Origin of the sequence: Leyella stercorea DSM 18206, assembly GCF_000235885.1 — a bacterium.
GTDB lineage: Bacteria > Bacteroidota > Bacteroidia > Bacteroidales > Bacteroidaceae > Prevotella > Prevotella stercorea.
The window spans coordinates 54,701-74,717 of the sequence record NZ_JH379387.1 but is presented as its reverse complement, the minus strand read 5'-3'; the positions used below and the strand labels follow the sequence as shown (position 1 = coordinate 74,717).

General features: G+C 52.4%; 8 protein-coding genes. 5 read left to right on the top strand and 3 right to left on the bottom strand.

The genetic code is table 11. The features are described from left to right. Positions 1-99: 99 nt before the first annotated feature. The 3 genes from HMPREF0673_RS03450 to rnr all read right to left on the bottom strand — a co-directional run bounded on the left by HMPREF0673_RS03450 (position 100) and on the right by rnr (position 10,202). Positions 100-3,927 (bottom strand): endo-beta-N-acetylglucosaminidase, encoded by a 3,828-nt coding sequence (locus tag HMPREF0673_RS03450; protein ID WP_007897994.1) that lies wholly within the window; start codon positions 3,925-3,927, stop codon positions 100-102. Positions 3,928-4,016: 89 nt separating this feature from the next. Further along, a complete protein-coding gene (locus HMPREF0673_RS03445) occupies positions 4,017-7,781 on the bottom strand; it encodes an endo-beta-N-acetylglucosaminidase (RefSeq protein WP_007897993.1) in 3,765 nt (1,254 codons plus the stop codon). 225 nt (positions 7,782-8,006) lie between these two features. Beyond that, the gene (rnr, locus tag HMPREF0673_RS03440; protein ID WP_040596310.1) at positions 8,007-10,202 is read right to left on the bottom strand and encodes a ribonuclease R; all 2,196 of its coding nucleotides are present in this window, start codon (positions 10,200-10,202) and stop codon (positions 8,007-8,009) included. Positions 10,203-10,563: 361 nt separating this feature from the next. Between rnr and HMPREF0673_RS03435 the strand changes: the two genes are divergently transcribed. From HMPREF0673_RS03435 to HMPREF0673_RS03415, 5 genes are all read left to right on the top strand, one after another. Continuing rightward, positions 10,564-11,592 (top strand): LacI family DNA-binding transcriptional regulator, encoded by a 1,029-nt coding sequence (locus HMPREF0673_RS03435; protein ID WP_007897991.1) that lies wholly within the window; start codon positions 10,564-10,566, stop codon positions 11,590-11,592. A 26-nt stretch (positions 11,593-11,618) separates the two neighbouring features. Continuing rightward, a complete protein-coding gene (locus tag HMPREF0673_RS03430; protein ID WP_007897989.1) occupies positions 11,619-12,917 on the top strand; it encodes an MFS transporter in 1,299 nt (432 codons plus the stop codon). A 323-nt stretch (positions 12,918-13,240) separates the two neighbouring features. Continuing rightward, positions 13,241-16,315 carry a SusC/RagA family TonB-linked outer membrane protein gene (locus HMPREF0673_RS03425; protein WP_007897985.1) on the top strand — a complete coding sequence of 1,025 codons (3,075 nt, stop codon included), beginning with the start codon at positions 13,241-13,243 and terminating at the stop codon, positions 16,313-16,315. Positions 16,316-16,344: 29 nt separating this feature from the next. Continuing rightward, entirely contained in the window at positions 16,345-17,997 is a 1,653-nt protein-coding gene (locus HMPREF0673_RS03420; RefSeq protein WP_007897983.1) for a RagB/SusD family nutrient uptake outer membrane protein, read from the top strand. Positions 17,998-18,105: 108 nt separating this feature from the next. Continuing rightward, positions 18,106-19,689, top strand: coding sequence for a SusF/SusE family outer membrane protein (locus HMPREF0673_RS03415; RefSeq protein WP_007897981.1), 1,584 nt, complete (start codon positions 18,106-18,108; stop codon positions 19,687-19,689). Positions 19,690-20,017: the final 328 nt, after the last annotated feature.

Below are 20,017 nucleotides of genomic sequence, written 5' to 3'. Positions count from 1 at the left end.
ATGCGCTAAATTAATTCCGCCAACGGGTTGTTTTTTAATAAATGAATATAGGTGGAACCGGCGTGGCAGCACCGCCCGCCGGTTCGCTATTCGTTGTTATTACTTCTTGATTACGTTGAGAGCCTTGAACGGTTTGCCGTTCTTGAGCACCTGTACGATGTACATGCCCTTGCCACCCTGAACAGCTACGTTCACTGTCTCGCCGGCATCAGCACGGAAGTCGTTGCTCTGGAGCACTGCACCTGCTGCGCTTACGATGTTGATGGTGTAGAAGCCACCCTCAGCGAAGCGGAGGTTAACGCTCTCTACGAACGGGTTAGGATAAACAGAGAAGCCTGCTGCGTCCTTAACGTCGTTGATTGCGTCAACACCTGTGATAACGAGTACGTTCTCAAGTGCTTTTTCAGACTCGCCCCAGAAGTTGGTGAGCTTGACGCCTGCCTCATACTCGCCCGGACGAGCGAATGTTACGACAGCAGCCTTGTCGGTCTCAGAAGAGATACGACCGCCGTTGAGCTGCCATGTGTGTGAAGTCTTCACCTCAAGTGTACCGTCGATGCCAGGATAGCCTGTTACCTCGTTGTTAGCACCTACTGTCTTGTAAGATGCTGTAGAAGTGTTCTCACCGCCAGAGCCAGCCATCACAACCATTCTTGCCTTGTACTGAGCACCTGCCTTACCAAGGTTGACGAATGTAGAGTCGCTCTTGTCCATCTCCTCGAAGGTGTAGTAGCCCATAAGTCCCTCAGGCACCTCGTTAGCTGCGTAGCCCTGCATTGCGCGAACTACCTCAGCGTCGGTAAGAGGCTTGTTCCAAACCTGAACCTCGTCGATAGTTGCGTTCAGACCTGCCTTGTAAACACCGCCACCACCGATGAACACGTTAGCGTGCTCAGAAGTATTAATGCGGTTGTCAGTGCTGTTCTCACGTAGTGAAGAAGAAGAGAAGTTGTTAGGACCTGCTACGCACTTGCCGTTGAAGTAGATCTTCTGCTGCTTGTCAGAAGACTGAGTAACAACGATGTGGTTCCAAACACCCGGGTTGAGTGCGTAACCTGTAGACATCATCGACTCTCTCGGGTTGTCGTGAGCTGTCCAGCCGAAGGTGTTGAACGATACCTCGTTTGCAAGGTGGTTGCTGTTGCAGTCGTGCTCGCCAGCGTTGATCTGCGGACGAACCTGTACCCAGAGGTCACCCCAGTTGTTGTGCGGCCATCTGTCAGAGATAGTGTTCTTCTGGATGAGGTTTGTACCCTGCTTGTCGTGAGCATAGTTGTCTACCTTAACCCAGAGAGCGTAAGAGTAAGCCATGCTTGTGTTGTTACCGCCGTCGAGTGTTACCTCTGCCGGGATAAGGAGCATGTTCGGATCCTTAACAACAAGACCGCGTGACACCTTACCCTCACCGTCGCGTGATGTGTAGTTGAGCTTGATCTCCTCTGTTGTCTCAGCTGTCTGCTTGTCAGCAGTTACGGTCTCAACAACCGGCACAGCACCTGTCTTCTCCGGAGAGATGATTACCTTGCCGCGGAATATCTCCTTTGCACCCTTATCGTTAACAACCTCGAGGTCGTAAACGCCAACCTCTGCTACAGAAGTTGTGAACTGGTTGCAATTTGAGTACTTCTCACCTACCTGAGCACCTGTCTGTGCGTTGAGCAGACGGAACGACTGAGCGTTCGGTGCGAACTGGTCCTCGTAGTAAACCTTGAACTGCTCGTTCGGCTTGATAACCTGGCGGTCGATAGCTACCTCTGTAGACGGTGTGTCGTATTCTACTGTCTGGTACTCGCTCCAAGAGATTTCGCTCTTCTGCTGACCGTCAGGAGAAACGGCGCGTACACCGAAGCGGCAGTCGCGCTTCTCGAGGTCGGCTACCATCGGAGCGTCGATTACGTAAGCTGCCCAAGATGTTGTAGCTGTGAGGTACTGCTCCTTCTCGCCCTTCTGCTGGAACCAGATCTCGTAGTACCATGTATCTACCTCGTCGTTGTATGTCTTAACGCCGCCGGTCTCTTCCTTGGCAGCGTAGCGAATCTTGAAGTCGCAAGTCTTGTCCTTACCACGGAGCACCTCAATCTCCTTAATCTTCGGAGCAACCGGTGCAAACTTCTGCTGCGGATTGCGAACTGCGAGCTCACCAACGAGCATGTTGTAGTCCTTGGCAGTGTTGTCGAGACGGATACCGATCATTGCAATCTCGTCGCCCGACTTCAGACCGAGCTTGTCGAGAGTAGTGGTGAATGTTGTCCACTGACCGAACTTCTCGGCTGCAGGGATAGCAATTTCCTTGTACTCTGTGAGCTTGCCCTTGAGAGCTACGAACAACTTAGCGTGTGTGTCGAGCTCGTTGCTCATCTTATATGTAAGAGAGATGTTGTACGAAGGCTCTGTCTTGAGCAAGGTCTTGAAGAGCTTTACACGAGATGTTGTTGTCTGACCCTTCAGGCGAAGGCAAGAGCCACCCCAGTAAGCGTCGTCCCATGTAAGCTCAGCCTGAGCGAGGTTGCCGCTCTTTGCGCTCTCGTTGCCGTCAACAATCCACCAACGCCATGTCGGCAGGAAGTCCTGAGTAGCGATGTTGTGCCACTTGTGGTTGAACGCCACCTCACCCTCGTTCTTGAATGTAAGACCGTTACCGAGGTTGAAGCGTGTAACGAACGGTACCTGCTGGATAGTAGACTTAGCTGTTACGTAGCTTGCTACACCGTGGAACTTGCCCTTCAGGCTGCCGTTAGCGAGTGTTACGACGTCGCTCCATCCGAGGATGTCAGGAGTGTTAGCCGGGTTGCGGTTGCCACCGCTGAACACCATCTCCTGCTTGTCGAGGTAAGCCTGCTGGATAGCCACGTCAGATGTACCGTAGTCGGTAGCACTCTGGTGGATAAGGCCCTGTGAGTGAGCACCCCAGAAGCCTACAGAAGCCTCTACGTCGTTGAGGTCGTTCCAGTTAGAGCTTGAAGCGTGGAGCGCACGGCCCTGGATATCGAAGCCCTTATAGTAGTCGTACGGATCGCGACCAAGGCTCTTTGCATATGCTGCAGTGTTCTTGAGAGTACCACTACCGGTGTTGTAGTTAGAGAACATCATGTCGGTAACGATGTTGTCCTTATCACCGAACTGAGCCTTGTTGTGAGCACCAAGACCCTGGTCGAATGTGATGCCACCGTAGTCGTTAGTACCGTCATACCAGTGGAGCTGGAACTTCCAACCGATCTTCTCAGCCTCCTTATGGCACTCAGCGAAGAAACCTCGAATCTGCTTCATTGTAGCAGCACTGGCATTGAACTCTGAGTTCACACCAACGCCGTCGATGCCGTAGTACTTGAGAATCTTAACGAAGCGCTCTACGTTTTTGTAAGTGCCGTCAGAGTTCTTCTTTGTCAGCTCGCCGAAGGTCTTGCCCCAACCGCTTGCTGCATAAAGGTTTACATTGGCATTCCAAGGAATAGAAGCAACGCAACCTACCGCTACACCATTCTTGTGAGCAACGTCAGACAGACCGCCAGTTACGCGGAACCAAGGTGCTGTCCAGTTGCCGTGGATGTTAAGGTATGACCACATTGAGAAGTTGTCGCCCTCGAAGCAATAGCGCGGAAGAGCCTTCCAAGAAGAAGTTGGGTCGTCGAGCGGAGTCCAGAGACACATCTTACGACCCGGCTTAGCCTGCTTGCTAACTTCTGCCTGATAGTCGTCAGCCTCAGCGATGCGCGGCAATGGGCGAACGCGTGAGATGTAGAACTGGTCGTCCATTTCGCTCACTTCGCGCGGAGGTGTGCCAGCTTCCCAGTTCCAGATGTTCTCGAGGAGGTACTGGTCACCCTTGTCCTGAATGTCTAACGGATGAGTCGGAGTACGCTGAGCATAACCGAACACGCAGCCACACAGAAGCATGGATGCGAGGAGTGTTGTTTTCTTGTTGTTCATTTAGGGATCTTTTAGTTGGCAAGAAGACGAGAAGACGAGTGGACAAGGGGAATTGTCTCCCTGTCTACCCACCCACTCGTCTGCTTTATTTACTTACGGATAAGCTTAACAGTGCGAACTGTCTTGCCGTCCTTCTTCACATTAAGCACGTAGATGCCTGCCTTAGCGAGGTGTACGTTAACCACGTTGCCAGCGTTGAGCTGAGCTGCCTTGCGAGCCACCTGCTCACCAGCTGTTGTGTAAACGCTAACCTCGTATGCGCCAGCCTCAGCGAACTCTACTATTGCGTCCTCGCCTACTGTGTAAGCCTTCATCTCGGTGCTCTCTACAGCGTCAACGCCAGTAGGATAAGCCACCTTGATTACAGAGAATGTCTTCTCAGCCTTACCAAGAGCGTTAGAGAGTGTAAGAGTTACGTCGTAGTCGCCACCTGTACGGAACGAAACGTTTGCAGAACCTTCCTCGCCGTTACCAGTAATGTCAGCGAATGTAGCGTTCTTAGCAGTCCATGACGGCTTGGTCTCTACCTTGTATGTCTCGCCAGATACGAACGGTGAACCTGCGATGTAAGTCGGCTCAATCCACTGGAGAGTAGCCTGACCTTCGCCACCACCTGCTACCATATCCTGCATACCGCCCTTCACAGCCTTTGTACCAGCAGATGTGAAGTAGTTGTCCGTTGCCTTCTTCTCGAAGTCCCAGAATGCCATTACGCCCTCAGGGAGGTTGTTAGCGTTGAGGTCGCCCATAGCTGCCTTAACGTCAGCTGCGGTAGCCACCTTGTCCCAAACTACTACGTTGTCGATTACACCGTCAAGACCGTAACGGTCGAAGAGCGGACCACCGATGCAGAGGTACATACCGTTTGTGATGCTGTAAACATCGCCCTGGTATGTTGGCTCATATGTAGCAGGACCGAATACAGGATTTCCACCCTGCAAACGCTTCCATTCTGTTACAGTCTGCTTAACACCATCCAAGAACATGTCGGCACGCAACTGACCCGCTGTATTGTAATCGAACGACATTGTAACGTGTACCCAGTTGCCTACAGGGAACTTGGTGTTACCGTACTTGTACTGGAGCTCCTTGTTAGATGTAGCGTCTGAACCACGGAATGTGATACCATCAAAGCTGCCATCTGGGCTGATCTGTGACCAGTTCCAACCCCAGTCGGTCTTAGGCCAACCATCCTGCTTGTTATAAACATTGAAGAGAGTAGCCGACTTTCCTTCCTTGAGGCTGTTAATCTTCAACCAGAATGAGATAGAGAACGACTTCTTGCCTACGAGACCGAGATCAGCAGCAGCAACACCGAAGCGTGTCTCCTTCAGGTCGAGACCCTGTGAACCAGAACCGTCAGCAGCGCGACCTGTGTAAGCCATCTTAACATTCTCGCCTACCTTGAGAGAAACCTCTTCCTCGCTACCGTTAGCTGTGAGAGAGTAAATCTCAGGCAGAGCACCTGTACCTACGCTTGTAATCTGTATGTAAGAAGAGAATGTGCGTGTGGTCTGCTTAGCTGTACCATCCTCGCCGTACTCGTTACCAGTTACCTTAAGGTCGTAGCTACCGAGGTCAGCAAGTGATGTTGTCCAAGAGTTGCCATCGCCACTCTTAACTACCTGACCGTCCTTAACGATCTCCCACTTAGCAGCAGGGTGCTCAGGGTCGATGTAGCTGAGTGTGAACTCCTCGTTCGGCTTGATAGTTGTCTTATTGCTCTTGATATCGTCGTTGTAAACGTATGAAGCAGGTGCCATATAGTTGCTCCAAGCGATCTCAGACTCTGTCTTGTGGTCGAGAGCTACTGCAGAAACACCGAGACGTACCTTAGCGTTTGCCTTAGTAGTCGGGATTGAGTAGTAGAGACCAGCCCAAGAAGTTGTTGTACCCATGAGCATCGGCTCCTTGCCCTCTTCCTGAGCGTAGAGACGGAAGTGAGATGTCTTAACGTCGAGGTTGTAGCACGGCTCGCCAGCTGCCTTGTTGTTAGGCATGTTGAAGATGATCTTAGCGTCCATACCAGCCTTGCTGTTGTAGAGCATCTTGGTGTTAGCTGCGTCGATAACCGGAGCAGCCGGTGTAGCCGCCTTGCCGCGAACGATAGAGAACTCGCCGAGCATGAGGTTGAGGTCCTTAGCGTTCTTGAAGTTGAGAGCTACGAGAGCAAGAGTCTTGCCGTCGAAGTCAGAACCTACCGTGAATGTCTGCTTAACCCAGTCGTTAACGTCAGCTACACGGTCTGCCTTGCAGAGGTTGTAAGCTACGCCTGTGCTCTCGCTGCCCTCTGCAGAGAGAACGAGGTCGAGGTCGGTAGCACCCTCGTTGAGCTTATAGCGAACAGTGATAACGTCACCCTTCTTCAAAGCGTACTTTGTCTTGAAGAGGTGGAGATACTCGTTAGCTGTTGTACCAGAAATCTTGAGTGTAGAACCTCCGAAGTAAGCATCGTCCCATACGAACTGAGCGTCGAGCCCTGTAGCAGGAACGTCAGCTGCTGTACGTCCGAGGAGCTTGTTAGCGAACCAGAAGTGCCATGTCGGCAGGTAGTCCTGCATACCTACGTTGTACCAAGGAGAGTTTACCTTGCGCTCGCCGTTAAGGTTGAAGAACTTACCGTTACCGAGGTTGAAGTAAGTGATGAACGGCTCCTCAGCGAGATCCCAGCTCAGCGGCGAACGTGCTGTCATGAATGCAGCCATACCGTGCCAAGTCGGGTTGTATGCTGTGTACTGGTGCTTGTCAACAATAGACGGAGTGATAACCGGGTTGCGGTTGCCGCCACCGAAGTAGCACTCTGTACGACGGAGGTAAGCGAACTGCTTCATCTCGTCAGACGAACCGAGCTCTGAACGGCTCTCCCAGAACATGTTCTGTGAGTGAGCACCCCAAAGACCGATAGAAACGCGCTGATCTGGCAGCAACGACCATGATGTACCACCAGGCTCGCCACCCTGCATGTTCACACCGCAGTAGATATCGAGCGGATCGCGACCGAGCTTCTCTGCGAATGCTACTGAAGGAGCGAGCTGACCACGGTTCCAGTTGTAGTTGAAGAAGAGTGATGTACGTACGTTCTTGCTGTCACCGAATGTCTCCTTGTTATGATTGCCGAGACCACCGTCGAATGAAACCTGACCGTAGTCGTTTGTACCGTCATACCAGAAGTTCTCAAAGATCGGGTTAACCGGCAACATCTTCTTAACGAGGGCTGCGTGGAATGTGCGTACGCCCTTAACATAAGCGCCACCGCCGTAGAACTCAGAGTTGTAGCCGAGACCGTCGATACCATAGTACTGCAAGAACTTAGAAGTCTTGTCTACGTCCAGAGAAGCAAGACCCTTAAGGCATGCCGCCCAGCTTGCGCTGAGGCTTGCGTTAGGAATAGAAGCTACACCTGATACACCAACACCGTTCTTGTGAGCTACGTCGAGGAAAGCAGCCGGGATACGTCCGAGCGGAGATGTCCAGTTGCCCCAGTGTGTAACGTACGACCACATAGAGAACACCTCCGAGTCAAATACGCCGTTAGGAAGTGCGTTGAAGTCAGAGTTGTTTACCGGAATCCAAGCGATGAGCTTCTTGTCGTTCTTCGCATTGAGATCAAGACGCACCTGAGTAGCCTCGTTGCGGAAACGAGCACGTGGCTTAACACGTGAGATATAGAAGTTGTCGTCTGCTGTTACCTGGTTGCCTGGAGTCCAACCCTGGATAAGGGTGTGGAAGTTTTCGCTGCCAGTGTTCTTACCAGCTTCTACATAACCTTCACGCATCTGCTGTGCGTTAGCACTCATCACAGAAAGTACGAGACCTGCTGCGAGAGTCAATGTTTTACGGGATAAATTCGCCATAAGATTTGTATTTAGTAAAATTGATTAAGTTTTTATTTATATAAATAATGTAAGTTAGAGAATATAAAAGTGGCAAATACACTTCCATTCGCCTTGCAAAAATACACATTTTTTATATAACAAAGAACAAATGCTTATTGCGTTTTCATAATATTAACATCTTTAACACTTTGGGGGCAGGGGGTGCCACCAGGGCGTGCACCCCCTAAGAAGTGCACCCCCTTATTAGTCGGCGAGGGTGAAGTCGAGCTGTTTCTTTTCGAGGTTGGCACTTGCCACCTTGATGCGTATGGGGTCGCCAAGTTGATACTTGTTGTGATGGCGGCGACCTACGAGACAGTAGTTGCGCTCGTCGAAGTCGTAGTAGTCGTCGTCGAGGTCGCGCATCGGCACAAGACCCTCGCAGTGGTTCTCGTCAATCTCGCAGTAGATGCCGTACGACTGTATGCCTGAGATGTGCGCATCGTAGACATTGCCCACACGTTCAGACATGAACTCCACAGCCTTGTACTTGATAGAGTCGCGCTCGGCGTTGGCTGCCACCTGCTCCATCTCCGACGAGTGCTCGCAAAGCTCCTCGTAGTGCTCCTTGTTGGCAGAGCGTCCGCCCTGCTGGTAGCGTGTGATGAGTCGGTGAACCATCGTGTCGGGGTAGCGGCGGATAGGCGACGTGAAGTGAGTGTAGTAGTCGAACGCCAGTCCGAAGTGTCCGATATTGTGGATAGAGTACTTCGCCTTCATCATGGCACGCAGTGCCACGGTCTGTATGAGGTTCTGCTCGCGCTTGCCCTCGCACGCCGACATAAGCGTGTTGAGCGACTTGGCAAGAGCACCCTTCGTGCCGTCGGTCTTCATCTTGTAGCCGAACTTCACCACGAACTCGCGCAGCGTCTCGAGCTTTGTCGGGTCGGGGTTGTCGTGTACACGATAAGGCAGCGTCTTCGGCTTCTTGCCCTTCGCCACCTTGCCCACCGACTCAGCCACGGTGCGGTTGGCGAGGAGCATGAACTCCTCAATGAGCTTGTTGGCATCCTTCGAGCGCTTGAAGTAGCAGCGCACCGGTTTGCCCTTCTCGTCGACATCGAAGTGCAGCTCTTCGCGGTCGAACTTCACTGCGCCGTTCTTGAAGCGTACTGCGCGCAGCTTCTTAGCCAGTCGGTCGAGCATGATGAGCGCGTCGGCATTCTCGCCCTTGTAGCCACCCTTGGGTGCTGCAGGTGCGGGTTCGCCCGTGCCGTCTACCACGCCGTTCTGCTCGAGCAGCTCCTGTACCTCTTCGTAGGCGTAGCGGCGGTTCGACTTGATAACGGTGTGCACTATGCGATACGCCTTCACGTTCGCCTCCTCGTCGAGGTTGAAGATCACGGAGAACGCCAGCTTCTCCTCATCCGGCCGGAGCGAGCAGATGAAGTTGCAGAGGCGTTCGGGGAGCATCGGTATGGTGCGGTCGACGAGGTAGATGCTCGTGGCACGCTTCACCGCCTCCTTGTCTATCACGGATCCTTCTGTGACGTAATGCGACACGTCGGCGATGTGCACGCCCACCTCCCAGAGTCCGTCCTTGAGCTGTCGGATGGAGAGCGCGTCGTCGAAGTCCTTTGCATCCTTCGGGTCGATGGTGCAGGTGAACACGTCGCGGAAGTCCTCGCGCTCGGCGTAGTCCTCCGGCGTTATCTCCGCCGAAATCTTCTCGGCAGCCTCCTCCACGTTCTTCGGGTACTTATACGGCAAGCCGTACTGCGCGAGGATGGTGTTCATCTCCACGTCGTTGTTGCCAGCCTTTCCGAGCACGTCGACCACTTCACCAATCATGTTGCGGTGGTCCTGGTCGGGCCACTCCACGATGCGCACCACGGCGTTGTCGCCGTCCTTGCCGCCTTTCAGCTTTCGGCGCGGAATGATGATGCTGTTCGCCAACACGTTGGCAGGCGAGATGAGCGTGCAGAGGTCGTGGTCGAACGAGAGTCGTCCGACGAAGGTGTCCTTGGCACGCTCCAGTATCTGTATCACCTGTGCCTCCTTGATGTGGTTCTTGCGTCGCGCCATGCAAGCGAAGCGCACGCGGTCGCCGGTGAGAGCCCACATCGAGTTACGTTCAGCCACGAAGATAGGCTTGTCGGAGTCGTCGGGCATGATAGAGTTCTTGCCGTTCGTCTTGCGTTGGAACACGCCCTCCTGCACCTGTCCCTTCATGTTCAGCTGATACGAGTTGTCGGTGACGCGCGTGATGAAGTCGTCCCACGCCATCTCCTCCATGATGTCAATAGCGAGCATCTTCAGCGGATGCGTGTCGAGGTGTAGCGAACGGAAGATATCTTTAAACGAGAGCGTCTTTCCAGGGTTGGAGGCGAACAGTTCTTCAAGCTTTGGGGCGAGCTGTTTCTTAGTCAAGCGCTTGCCACCTTTCTTTCCTTTTCCCATAGTATTTGGTTTTTTGTCGGCGAGGGTGTGAGCCTCGTCGAAGTTATTGTTTTTCTTTTGCAAATAAACAAAAAATAATTGGAATAGCAATGCGATTGTGTCAGTTTTTTAGAATTGGTGCTGTTTAGGGGGTGCAGCTTAGGGGGTGCAGTTGTCTCAACTGCACCAACAGAGCAGAATGTGCAGTAAACTCTATTGGTGCACTCCTTGCTCTTGCTTCTAATTTGTTGGTGCACTTGAGACAAGTGCACCCCTTGTGCAAACGTTTGCACAGCACAAAGAAATTCTGTGAGCCACGGATGCGCTCTATATTAAAATAATGTGATAACTTTGCAAGCGTAATTAAAAACCAATCTAACGAATGTCTGAACTGCAACCAACCACGATGAAGGACATCGCCGAACATTTCGGTGTGTCCATAGCCACTGTGTCGCGTGCCCTCAACGGTAGCGCACGTGTCAGCGAGGAGAAACGCAACCTTATTTGCGAGTACGCCCATGCGAACAACTTCTACCCGAACGACATCGCCAAATCGCTGCGCAACTCTCACAAGCAGCCGGTGAAAGTGATTGGTGTCATCGTGCCCGAGTTCACACATTATTATTTCTCCACCATTCTCAACGGCATCGAGGACGCTGCGTCGAAACGTGGCTACCGCATCATCGCCACCACCTCACGCGAGCAGTACGAGCGCGAAGTGCAGCTGTGCCAGATGTTCGAGGCTCACCAGGTGTGCGGCGTAATCGTGTCGCAGGCTAAGGAGACGCAGGACTACGCCCACTTCCAATCGCTCATCGACCGCGGCATACCGCTCGTGTTCTACGACCGCATCTGCACGGGTGTGGACGCAAGCCGCGTGGTGGTGGACGACTATCAGGGGGCGTTCGCTGCCGTGACGCACCTCATCGAGACGGGCTGCCGCCGCATAGCCTTCTACGGCATGAAGGGCAAGACGGCACTCGGACAGAACCGCTACAACGGCTATCACGACGCACTGCTGAAGGCGGGTATGCAGCCCGACGAGTCGCTGGTGTTCGTCTGCGACAAGCGCGAGGATGCCGAGCGCATCACGCCCAGCGTGCTCAACCGTGCCGACCGCCCCGACGCGTTCTTCTGCGTGAACGACGACACTGCCATCAGCGTAATGTACACGGCAAAGCACAACGGCTTCCGCGTGCCCGAGGATGTCGCGGTGTGCGGCTTCACCAACGGCGAGCGTGCCATCGCCTGCGACCCGCAGCTCACCACCGTGGAGCAGCGCGGAACAAAGGTGGGCGAAGAGGCTGCCACCATACTCATGGACAAGGTGGAGGGGCTCACGCCGTGTGACCGCATCGAGAAGCGCGTCGTAAAGACAAGGCTCGTCGTGAGAGAGAGCACGAAGAGCTAAGCAAAACCAAAAAAACCAAAATAACAATGAAACCAAAACCAAATCAAAGTTTCTTGAAACTGTGGAACCTCAGTTTCGGATTCTTCGGCGTACAGATTGCGTACGCCCTGCAGAGCGCGAATATCTCGCGCATCTTCGCCACACTTGGTGCCGACCCACACAGCCTCAGCTACTTCTGGATACTACCACCACTCATGGGCATCCTCGTGCAACCCATCATCGGCACGCTGAGCGACCGCACATGGTGTCGCTTCGGCAGACGCATACCTTACCTCTTCGTAGGCGCATCGGTAGCCGTAGCCGTGATGTGCCTGCTGCCCAACGCCGGCTCGTTCGGCATGGCTGTGAGCGCAGCCATGGTGTTCGGACTCGTCTCGCTGATGTTCCTCGACACGAGCATCAACATGGCGATGCAGCCGTTCAAGATGCTCGTGGGCGACATGGTCAACGAGCAACAGAAGTCGCTCGCCTACTCCATACAGTCGTTCCTGTGCAACGCCGGATCGATCGTGGGCTACCTCTTCCCTTATTTCTTCACAGCCATCGGCATAGCCAACGAGGCGCAGAAGGGCGTGATACCCGACTCGGTCATCTACTCGTTCTACATCGGTGCGGCGATACTCATCCTCTGCGTCATCTACACCACACTGAAGGTGAAGGAGTGGAACCCGCAGGAGTACGCCGAGTATAACGAGGCGAAGCCCGAGGCGGACGAAGGCAAAGCCAACTGGATTGAGCTGCTGCGCAACGCTCCGTCGATGTTCTGGAAGGTGGGCGCCGTGCAGTTCTTCTGCTGGACAGCGTTCATGTTCATGTGGACATACACCAACGGCACCATTGCCGACACCATATGGAACACCACCGACACCGCGTCGAATGGCTACCAGGCGGCAGGCAACTGGGTTGGCGTGATGTTCTGCTGGCAGGCTATCGGCTCTGTACTGTGGGCAATGGCTCTGCCACGCTTCAAGAACGAGAAGGCGGCTTATGCGCTGAGCCTCGTCATCGGTGCCGTGGGCTTCGCCCTCGTGCCGTTCGTACACGACAAGAACCTGCTCGCTCTGCCGTTCATGCTCATCGGCTGCGCATGGGCTGCCATGCTCGCCATGCCGTTCGCCTTCGTCACGAACGCTCTTGAGGGCTACGGCCACAAGGGTGCGTACCTCGGACTCTTCAACGGCACCATCTGCATCCCGCAGATCATTGCAGCAGCGTGCGGTGGCACCCTGCTCTCGATGGTTGGCTCTGTGCAGAGCAACATGATGCTCGTAGCTGCAGCGTCGCTCGTGCTTGGCGCCCTGTGCGTGGCTCGCATCAAGAAGTAACGTAGCGATTAGTAGCGGTGGTATCCTTGCCACCGCAACACCTTATTATTTTACAAGCGGATTAAGCGGAAACTAATGTAGGAATGCCGTAGCCTCCTACAGTTTGACCAAACCGTTATTAATCACATACCTATCCATCCTTAATTGACAGCAATCTATCATCGTTCGCTGTACAACGGCGTGCGCAAACGTTTACACGCCCAATATGCTATATTTATATTAAAAAAAAGACAACGCATTGATATAAATCATAATTTTGCACGTGAAAAGATCCTAATAACTGTTGTGACTAAAAACAATTTATTATAAAAATCAAAAGCTACATGAAGAAGCAGGTTAAATTCCCTAATGCCCTCAGAACAGCTACGCTCTCAGCAGGCTTGTTCCTGTCGGCAAGTGCCTTCGCACAGCAGGTTGTTGTGAAAGGCAACGTAGTAGACGAAACCGGCGAGCCGGTTATCGGTGCTTCCGTCAAGGTTGTAGGTGGTACATTAGGTACTGTTACAGACATCGACGGTAATTTTACTCTCAATGCCGACAAGAAGTCGACCATTGAAGTGACCTACATCGGCTACGAGCCAGTAAAGATGCAGGCCGGTCAGAACCTCACAATCCATCTCAAGAACACTTCCTCTACACTTAACGAGGTTGTCGTAATCGGTTACGGCGCTGTGAAGAAGTCGGACCTCACCGGTTCGGTTACAGCCCTCAAGCCAGACTCAAAGAACAAGGGTCTTGTGGTGAACGCTCAGGACATGCTCTCTGGTAAGGTGGCAGGTGTGAACGTAACGTCAAACTCTGGTGAGCCAGGCGTCGGCACACAGATCCGCATCCGTGGCGGCTCTTCACTGAACGCCAGCAACGACCCGCTGATCGTTATCGACGGCGTGCCTATGGACAACAACAAGGTGGGCGTCACGATGGGCAACTCAGCCTCCAACTTGCTTTCTACCATCAACCCGCAGGATATCGAGTCGTTCAACGTGCTGAAAGACGCATCGGCTACAGCCATCTACGGTTCGCGCGGTTCTAACGGTGTCATCATCATCACCACAAAGAAGGGTCACAAGGGTCAGAAGCCGGAGGTAAGCTACTCGGGTTCGGTATCCGTATCGCAGAAGAAGAAGACCTACGAGATGATGAACGGCGACCAGTATCGTGCCTATGTAAAGAGCCTCTTCAACGAAAACGACGATGCAGTGAAAGCACTCGGTACAGCCAACACCGACTGGCAGGACCTTATCTACCGCACAGCCGTGTCTCACGACCATAACATCACGGTGGCAGGTTCGGCAGGCAAGTTCCTCCCCTATCGTGTTTCAGTAGGCTACACCTCACAGCAGGGTATCTTGAAGAACTCTGACTACAACCGCTACACAGCATCCGTAAACCTCAACCCGTCGCTGCTGAACGACCACCTCAACCTCAACCTCAACGCCAAGGGCATGTACTCTAAGGCAAAGAAGGCTGACACGGGTGCTATCGGCAATGCCGTTTCGTTCGACCCGACACAGAGCCCGTACAACTTTACTTCGCAGCGCGACATCGCGCTTCTTGAGGCTAATGGCGGCGTACAGCAGACTCTGAACAATTTCGGTGGCTATTTCAACTGGCTTACATCAGCCAGTGCATACAACAACCCACAATGGCCGTTCACACGCTTCAACGACGCTCCTGCCAACCCATTGGCTCAGCTTGAGCTTGGCGGCAATGTTGAAAAAGTGCGTTCGTTCATCGGTTCGGCTGACATCGACTATAAGGTACACGGTTTCGAAGACCTGCGCCTGCATATGACACTCGGTGCCGAAATCGCCAAGGGAACGGTTGACGAAACCCAGCCTACATCATATCCTACAACATTATATTATGGTGGCATCACCGACAACGAGAACTTCAAACGCAACCTTCTCCTCTCGGCTTACGCTCAGTACTACAAGGACTTCAGCAAGAACCACCACTTCGACATCATGGGTGGCTACGAGTACCAGCACTTCTTCTTCCGCTACAACAACTCGTGGATACAGTACTACCCACAGTCGGACGCTCAGGCAGGCAACGTGTTCAAGGACACTAAAGACATAGACAAGTACGAGAACTTCCTCGTTTCGTTCTTCGGACGTGCCAACTACACACTTATGAACCGCTACTTCTTCACCGCTACGGTGCGCGACGACGGCTCATCACGCTTCAAGGACCACTGGGGACTCTTCCCGTCGTTCGCCTTCGCTTGGCGCATGAAGGACGAGAACAACCTTAAGGATATCAAGTGGCTCTCCGACTTGAAGTTCCGCGCAGGCTACGGTGTGACCGGTCAGCAGGAAGGCATCTCCAACTACCTCTGGTTCAAGCAGTACAAGAAGGGACAGAACTATGGCCAGTACCCGATTATCGGTGATGGTACCATCTACACTCCGCTCTACTACAACGACAAGCTGAAGTGGGAGAAGACAACGACCTACAACCTCGGTCTTGACTTCGGTATCTGCAACCGACTCACCGGTAGCATCGACTGGTACGTGCGCAATACTACCGATCTTATCAACTCGGCTCCTGTAGCAGCCCTCGCAGGCTCTGCCGACAAGGGTATACAGAACATCGGTTCAATGAGGAACACTGGTGTTGAGCTTTCGTTGAACTACGTAGCAGTGAACACCAAGGACTGGTACTGGACAATGAACTACAACCTCACGTACAACCGCAACCGCATCACCGACCTCAACGGCGTAAGCGATACCGGCGACCCTGTAACTACTGGCGACAACATCGACAACGTGAACAAGGTGCTCGCCTACCAGACCGGTTATGCAGCCAACTCGTTCTACGTGTACGAACAGATGTACGACAAGAACGGCAAGCCTATCGAGGGCGCTGTGGTAGACCGCAACGGCGATGGTGTCATCAGCAATGCTGACAAGTATCTCTACAAGCAGGTAGCAGCTCCTGTAACAATGGGCTTCTCTACACGCGTAGAGTGGAAGAACTTCGACCTCGGCTTCTCGCTCCGCGCAAACCTCGGCAACTACGTGTTCAACAACTTTGAGCAGGGCAAGCGCTTGAAGACCACATCTTCTGTTTGGTGCCAAAACGCATACCTCGCTAATCGTCCAGTGAACACACTCGGATGGGACTCTGACGCACTTGAGTCGAAACTCTCCGACTACTTCGTGCAGAACGCTTCGTTCCTGAAGATGGACAATATCACACTCGGCTACTCTTTCAACCGTCTCTTCAAGAGCGGCTCATGGAAGGGCATCTCTGGACGTGTGTACGCTTCTTGCAGCAACGTGTTCACCATTACCAACTACAAGGGTATCGATCCTGAGGTGTACAACGGTATTGACAACAACATCTACCCGCGTCCTATCACATTCCAGTTCGGATTGAACCTCACCTTCTAAAAAATCAATAACTTAAACGATTTACGACAATGAAAAGATATATCAAATCGGCTCTCGCACCTGCCGCTGCGCTGCTCATCAGCCTCGCATCGACATCGTGCCTCAACGACCTTGACAAAGAGCCTATCAGCCCGAAGATTGACCTGGAGGTCAGCAACGACGGTCTCTTCAATAAGTGCTATGCCAACTTCGGCATCAGCGGCAATGGCAGCGGATCGAATAGCGACGACGATCCGGACGTAAAGGGATTTGACGACCCTGGTATGACAGGTCTCGTACGCGCCATGTGGAACATCAACGAGCTGCCTACCGACGAGGCGACATGCTCATGGGGCGACGGCTTGCAGGAGCTTAACTCTGCTACCTACGACCCTTCTCACCCTTGGGTGAAACTCTACTACACACGCCTCACACTCGGCATCACAACTTGTAACCAGTATCTCCAGATGGCTGGCTCTGACGATGTAACACGCACTGCTGAGGTACGCTTCTTGCGCGCTATGCAATACTTCCTCCTTATGGATGCCTACGGAAACGTTCCATTCACAGAGACACTGGAGAAGCCGACACAGAAGTCGCGCCAAGAAATGTACGAGTGGCTTGTAGGCGAACTGAAGGCAATCGAGCCAAACCTCATGGATGCAGAGCCCAAGAAGTCGACCAACGCCAACTACGGACGCATCGACAAGGCAGCTTGCTGGTTGCTCCTCTCACGTCTCTACCTCAATGCCGAGGTGTACACAGGCACAGCTCACTGGCAAGAGGCAAAGGACTATGCAGACAAGGTAATCAAGTCAAGATACAGACTCAATACCACCGGCTCTTCCAACGGCAAGTGGAGTGCATACCAGATGGTGTTCATGGGCGACAATATGGAGACATCAGCTGCCAACGAAATTCTCTTCCCAATCGTGAACATCTCTGGCAAAACAGCCAGCTACGGCAACTCGCTCTTCCTCATCGCTGCTTGCTTCGACTCTAACATGCACGCTAATGCCGATGAAGACCCTAACGGTTCCAACGGATGTACCGGTCAGAACTGGATTGGTCTTCACCCACGCGTTTCGCTCATCAAGAAGTTCTTCGAGGGTAAGGATATACCTAACGTAAGCTCTAAGGAGATGACAACAGCTGCCAATGACGACCGCGCCATATTCTGGGGCGAGGATCGTCCGCTCGAAATCTCAAACATCACCAAGTCTGCCGACGGCTTCGGTGTGGCTAAGTTCATCAACTACAATGCAGAGGCATCAAGCCCTGCTCATGTAGACTCAAAGTTTGCCGATATGGACTGGCCTTTCATGCGTGTAGCAGAAGCTTACCTTAACTATGCAGAGGCTGACGCACACCTTAATGGCAACAAGACATCGGGTGAGGCAACACGCCTTGTCAACGATCTTCGCGCTCGTGCCAATGCCGATGCTTCGCGCGACGTAACACAGGGCTACTCGCTCGACGAGCTTTGCGACGAATGGGCACGCGAGTTCTACTTCGAGGGTATGCGCCGCACAACACTCGTGCGCTTCGGCAAGTTCGGTGGAAACACAGGCTACAACTGGGACTGGAAAGGTGGCGTAAAGGAAGGTAAGGACTTCGATGCTCACTTCAATGTCTACCCTGTTCCTTTGACACAGCTTCAGAGCAACTCTAACCTCACACAGAACCCAGGTTATACGAACTAATCGAATAGAAAGTCCAGTAATGGTTATTGCACTCATGCGAGCTCACAACGAGTTCGCATGAGACAAAGAAAAAAAACGGACTAATACAACCTATAAACAATAACGACAATGAAAAATATATTCAAGTCAATAATGTTCATGGCTGCCAGTGTTGCTATAATCGCCTCTTGCGACGATGACACAACACCAGTACTCGAACTCGAGAATGCAGCCTCGCTGAATGCTATCACCCCTTCAGAATATGTCATCAGCAAGGACAACTATGCCGAGCAGTTCCCCGAGATCTCTTGGGAGAAAGCAAGCTATGGCAAGGGTGCTATCGTCAATTACGAGCTTACCCTCACCAACAACGCCACACAGAAGAGCGTTGTTATCGGTGAAACAACCAACGACACAAAGCTCAACCTCACCAATGAGCAGATGAATACCTTCCTGGCTCAGACAGGTGCAATGCCTGGCAAGGCTGGCGAGTACACAGTATCGATGAAGTCGTCTACATACAAGACTTATACCAACGATGCTTCCAACACAATTAAGTTTACCGTCACTCCTTACGACCCGAAAACAGAGGGCTTGACATGGGCTTATGCTTACGTTGCGGAGAACTATCCTAATTGGAACTTTATGAAGGCTTACCTCATTGGCGACCCTGATGGTGACGGCAAATATGAAGGTTTCGCCCAGTTTGATGAAGACAATGCTACATACGCAGTTCTTGATGGTGCAAACCCAGCAAGGGTTATTGCCAAGGACCAGAAAGTGGAGACAAAGGGCTTCGTAAGAATTGGTGTCGGTGCAGACGGCAGTGTAGAGCAGAGCGGAAGCATTACATGGTGCTTAATTGGTGATGCTACATCTGGCGGATGGGATAAGGACACACCGATGGAGTATGACGCAACTACTCGCAAGTGGACTTGCGTCACAACGCTTATCGACAAGGAACTCAAGTTCCGTAACGCTGGCGATTGGAAGATCAACCTCGGCTCTGACGGTACAGAGAACGGACTCGTTGCCGAAGGCAGCAACATCAAGATAGCCAAAGCGCACGGATACATCGTAACACTCGATGTCACCAACGCAGGCAAGTACACTTACTCGCTTGAGGAAACCGATATCGAACAGTCAGCTGCAAGCATCACAATGCCTGGCTCATTCAATAATTGGAACAAAGACACAGAGGAGTATGTCTTAAAGTCAGAAGCACGCGACTTCAAGTTTAGTGGTACATACTACATCCCGTCGGGTGCAGAGTTTAAGTTGTACGATGGCTCATGGCTTGGTGTCGTAGGCGATATGAACTGGGACGAGAACCACACTTACGCAAGCTTCGTCATTGGCGATGGTGCTAATATGACAGTGCCAGTAGGTGGCTATTTCAAGATTTTCGTTGACTCGAATAAGAACACAGCCACAATGACAAAGACAGGCTGGGAAATCATCGGTAGTGCTACAGCCGGTGGTTGGGACGCTGGTCAGGTTATGGACTGGGATCCGGACACAAAGACATGGTCTATTATCGCCACTCTCACAGATGGTGAACTGAAGTTCCGCTGGGATGGCGCATGGGACCGCAACTTCGGTGGATCGCTTGACGCTCTTGTTGAGGGAGGCGATAACATCGCAGTGAAGGCTGGTACATACAAGATAGTTCTCGATGAAGAGAACAAGAAAGCCACTATGACTAAGGAATAAGGCTTAAAGCCCATACAAGAAGGTTTATTACAAAGTAAACTCTTGATATCAAACATATGATATCAAACATATAAAAAATAAAAAGCGGGATTGCGCATCAGTCGCAATCCCGCTTTTTCGTATCTGCGTTTTCCTATCATAAATGCGTTAGCCGAAAAAATCTGCCATATCTCCCAGCACAGCATCTAACCGACACTGTATAAGCGCAATAAAGACTGGAAGATATCATGCAAATCGGAATATCTACCAGCCTATCTACCAGCCTTCCATTTGGTGCACTTCTTGCTCTGGCAAGTGGCAAAGCCGAGCGGAGACAAGTGCACCCCCT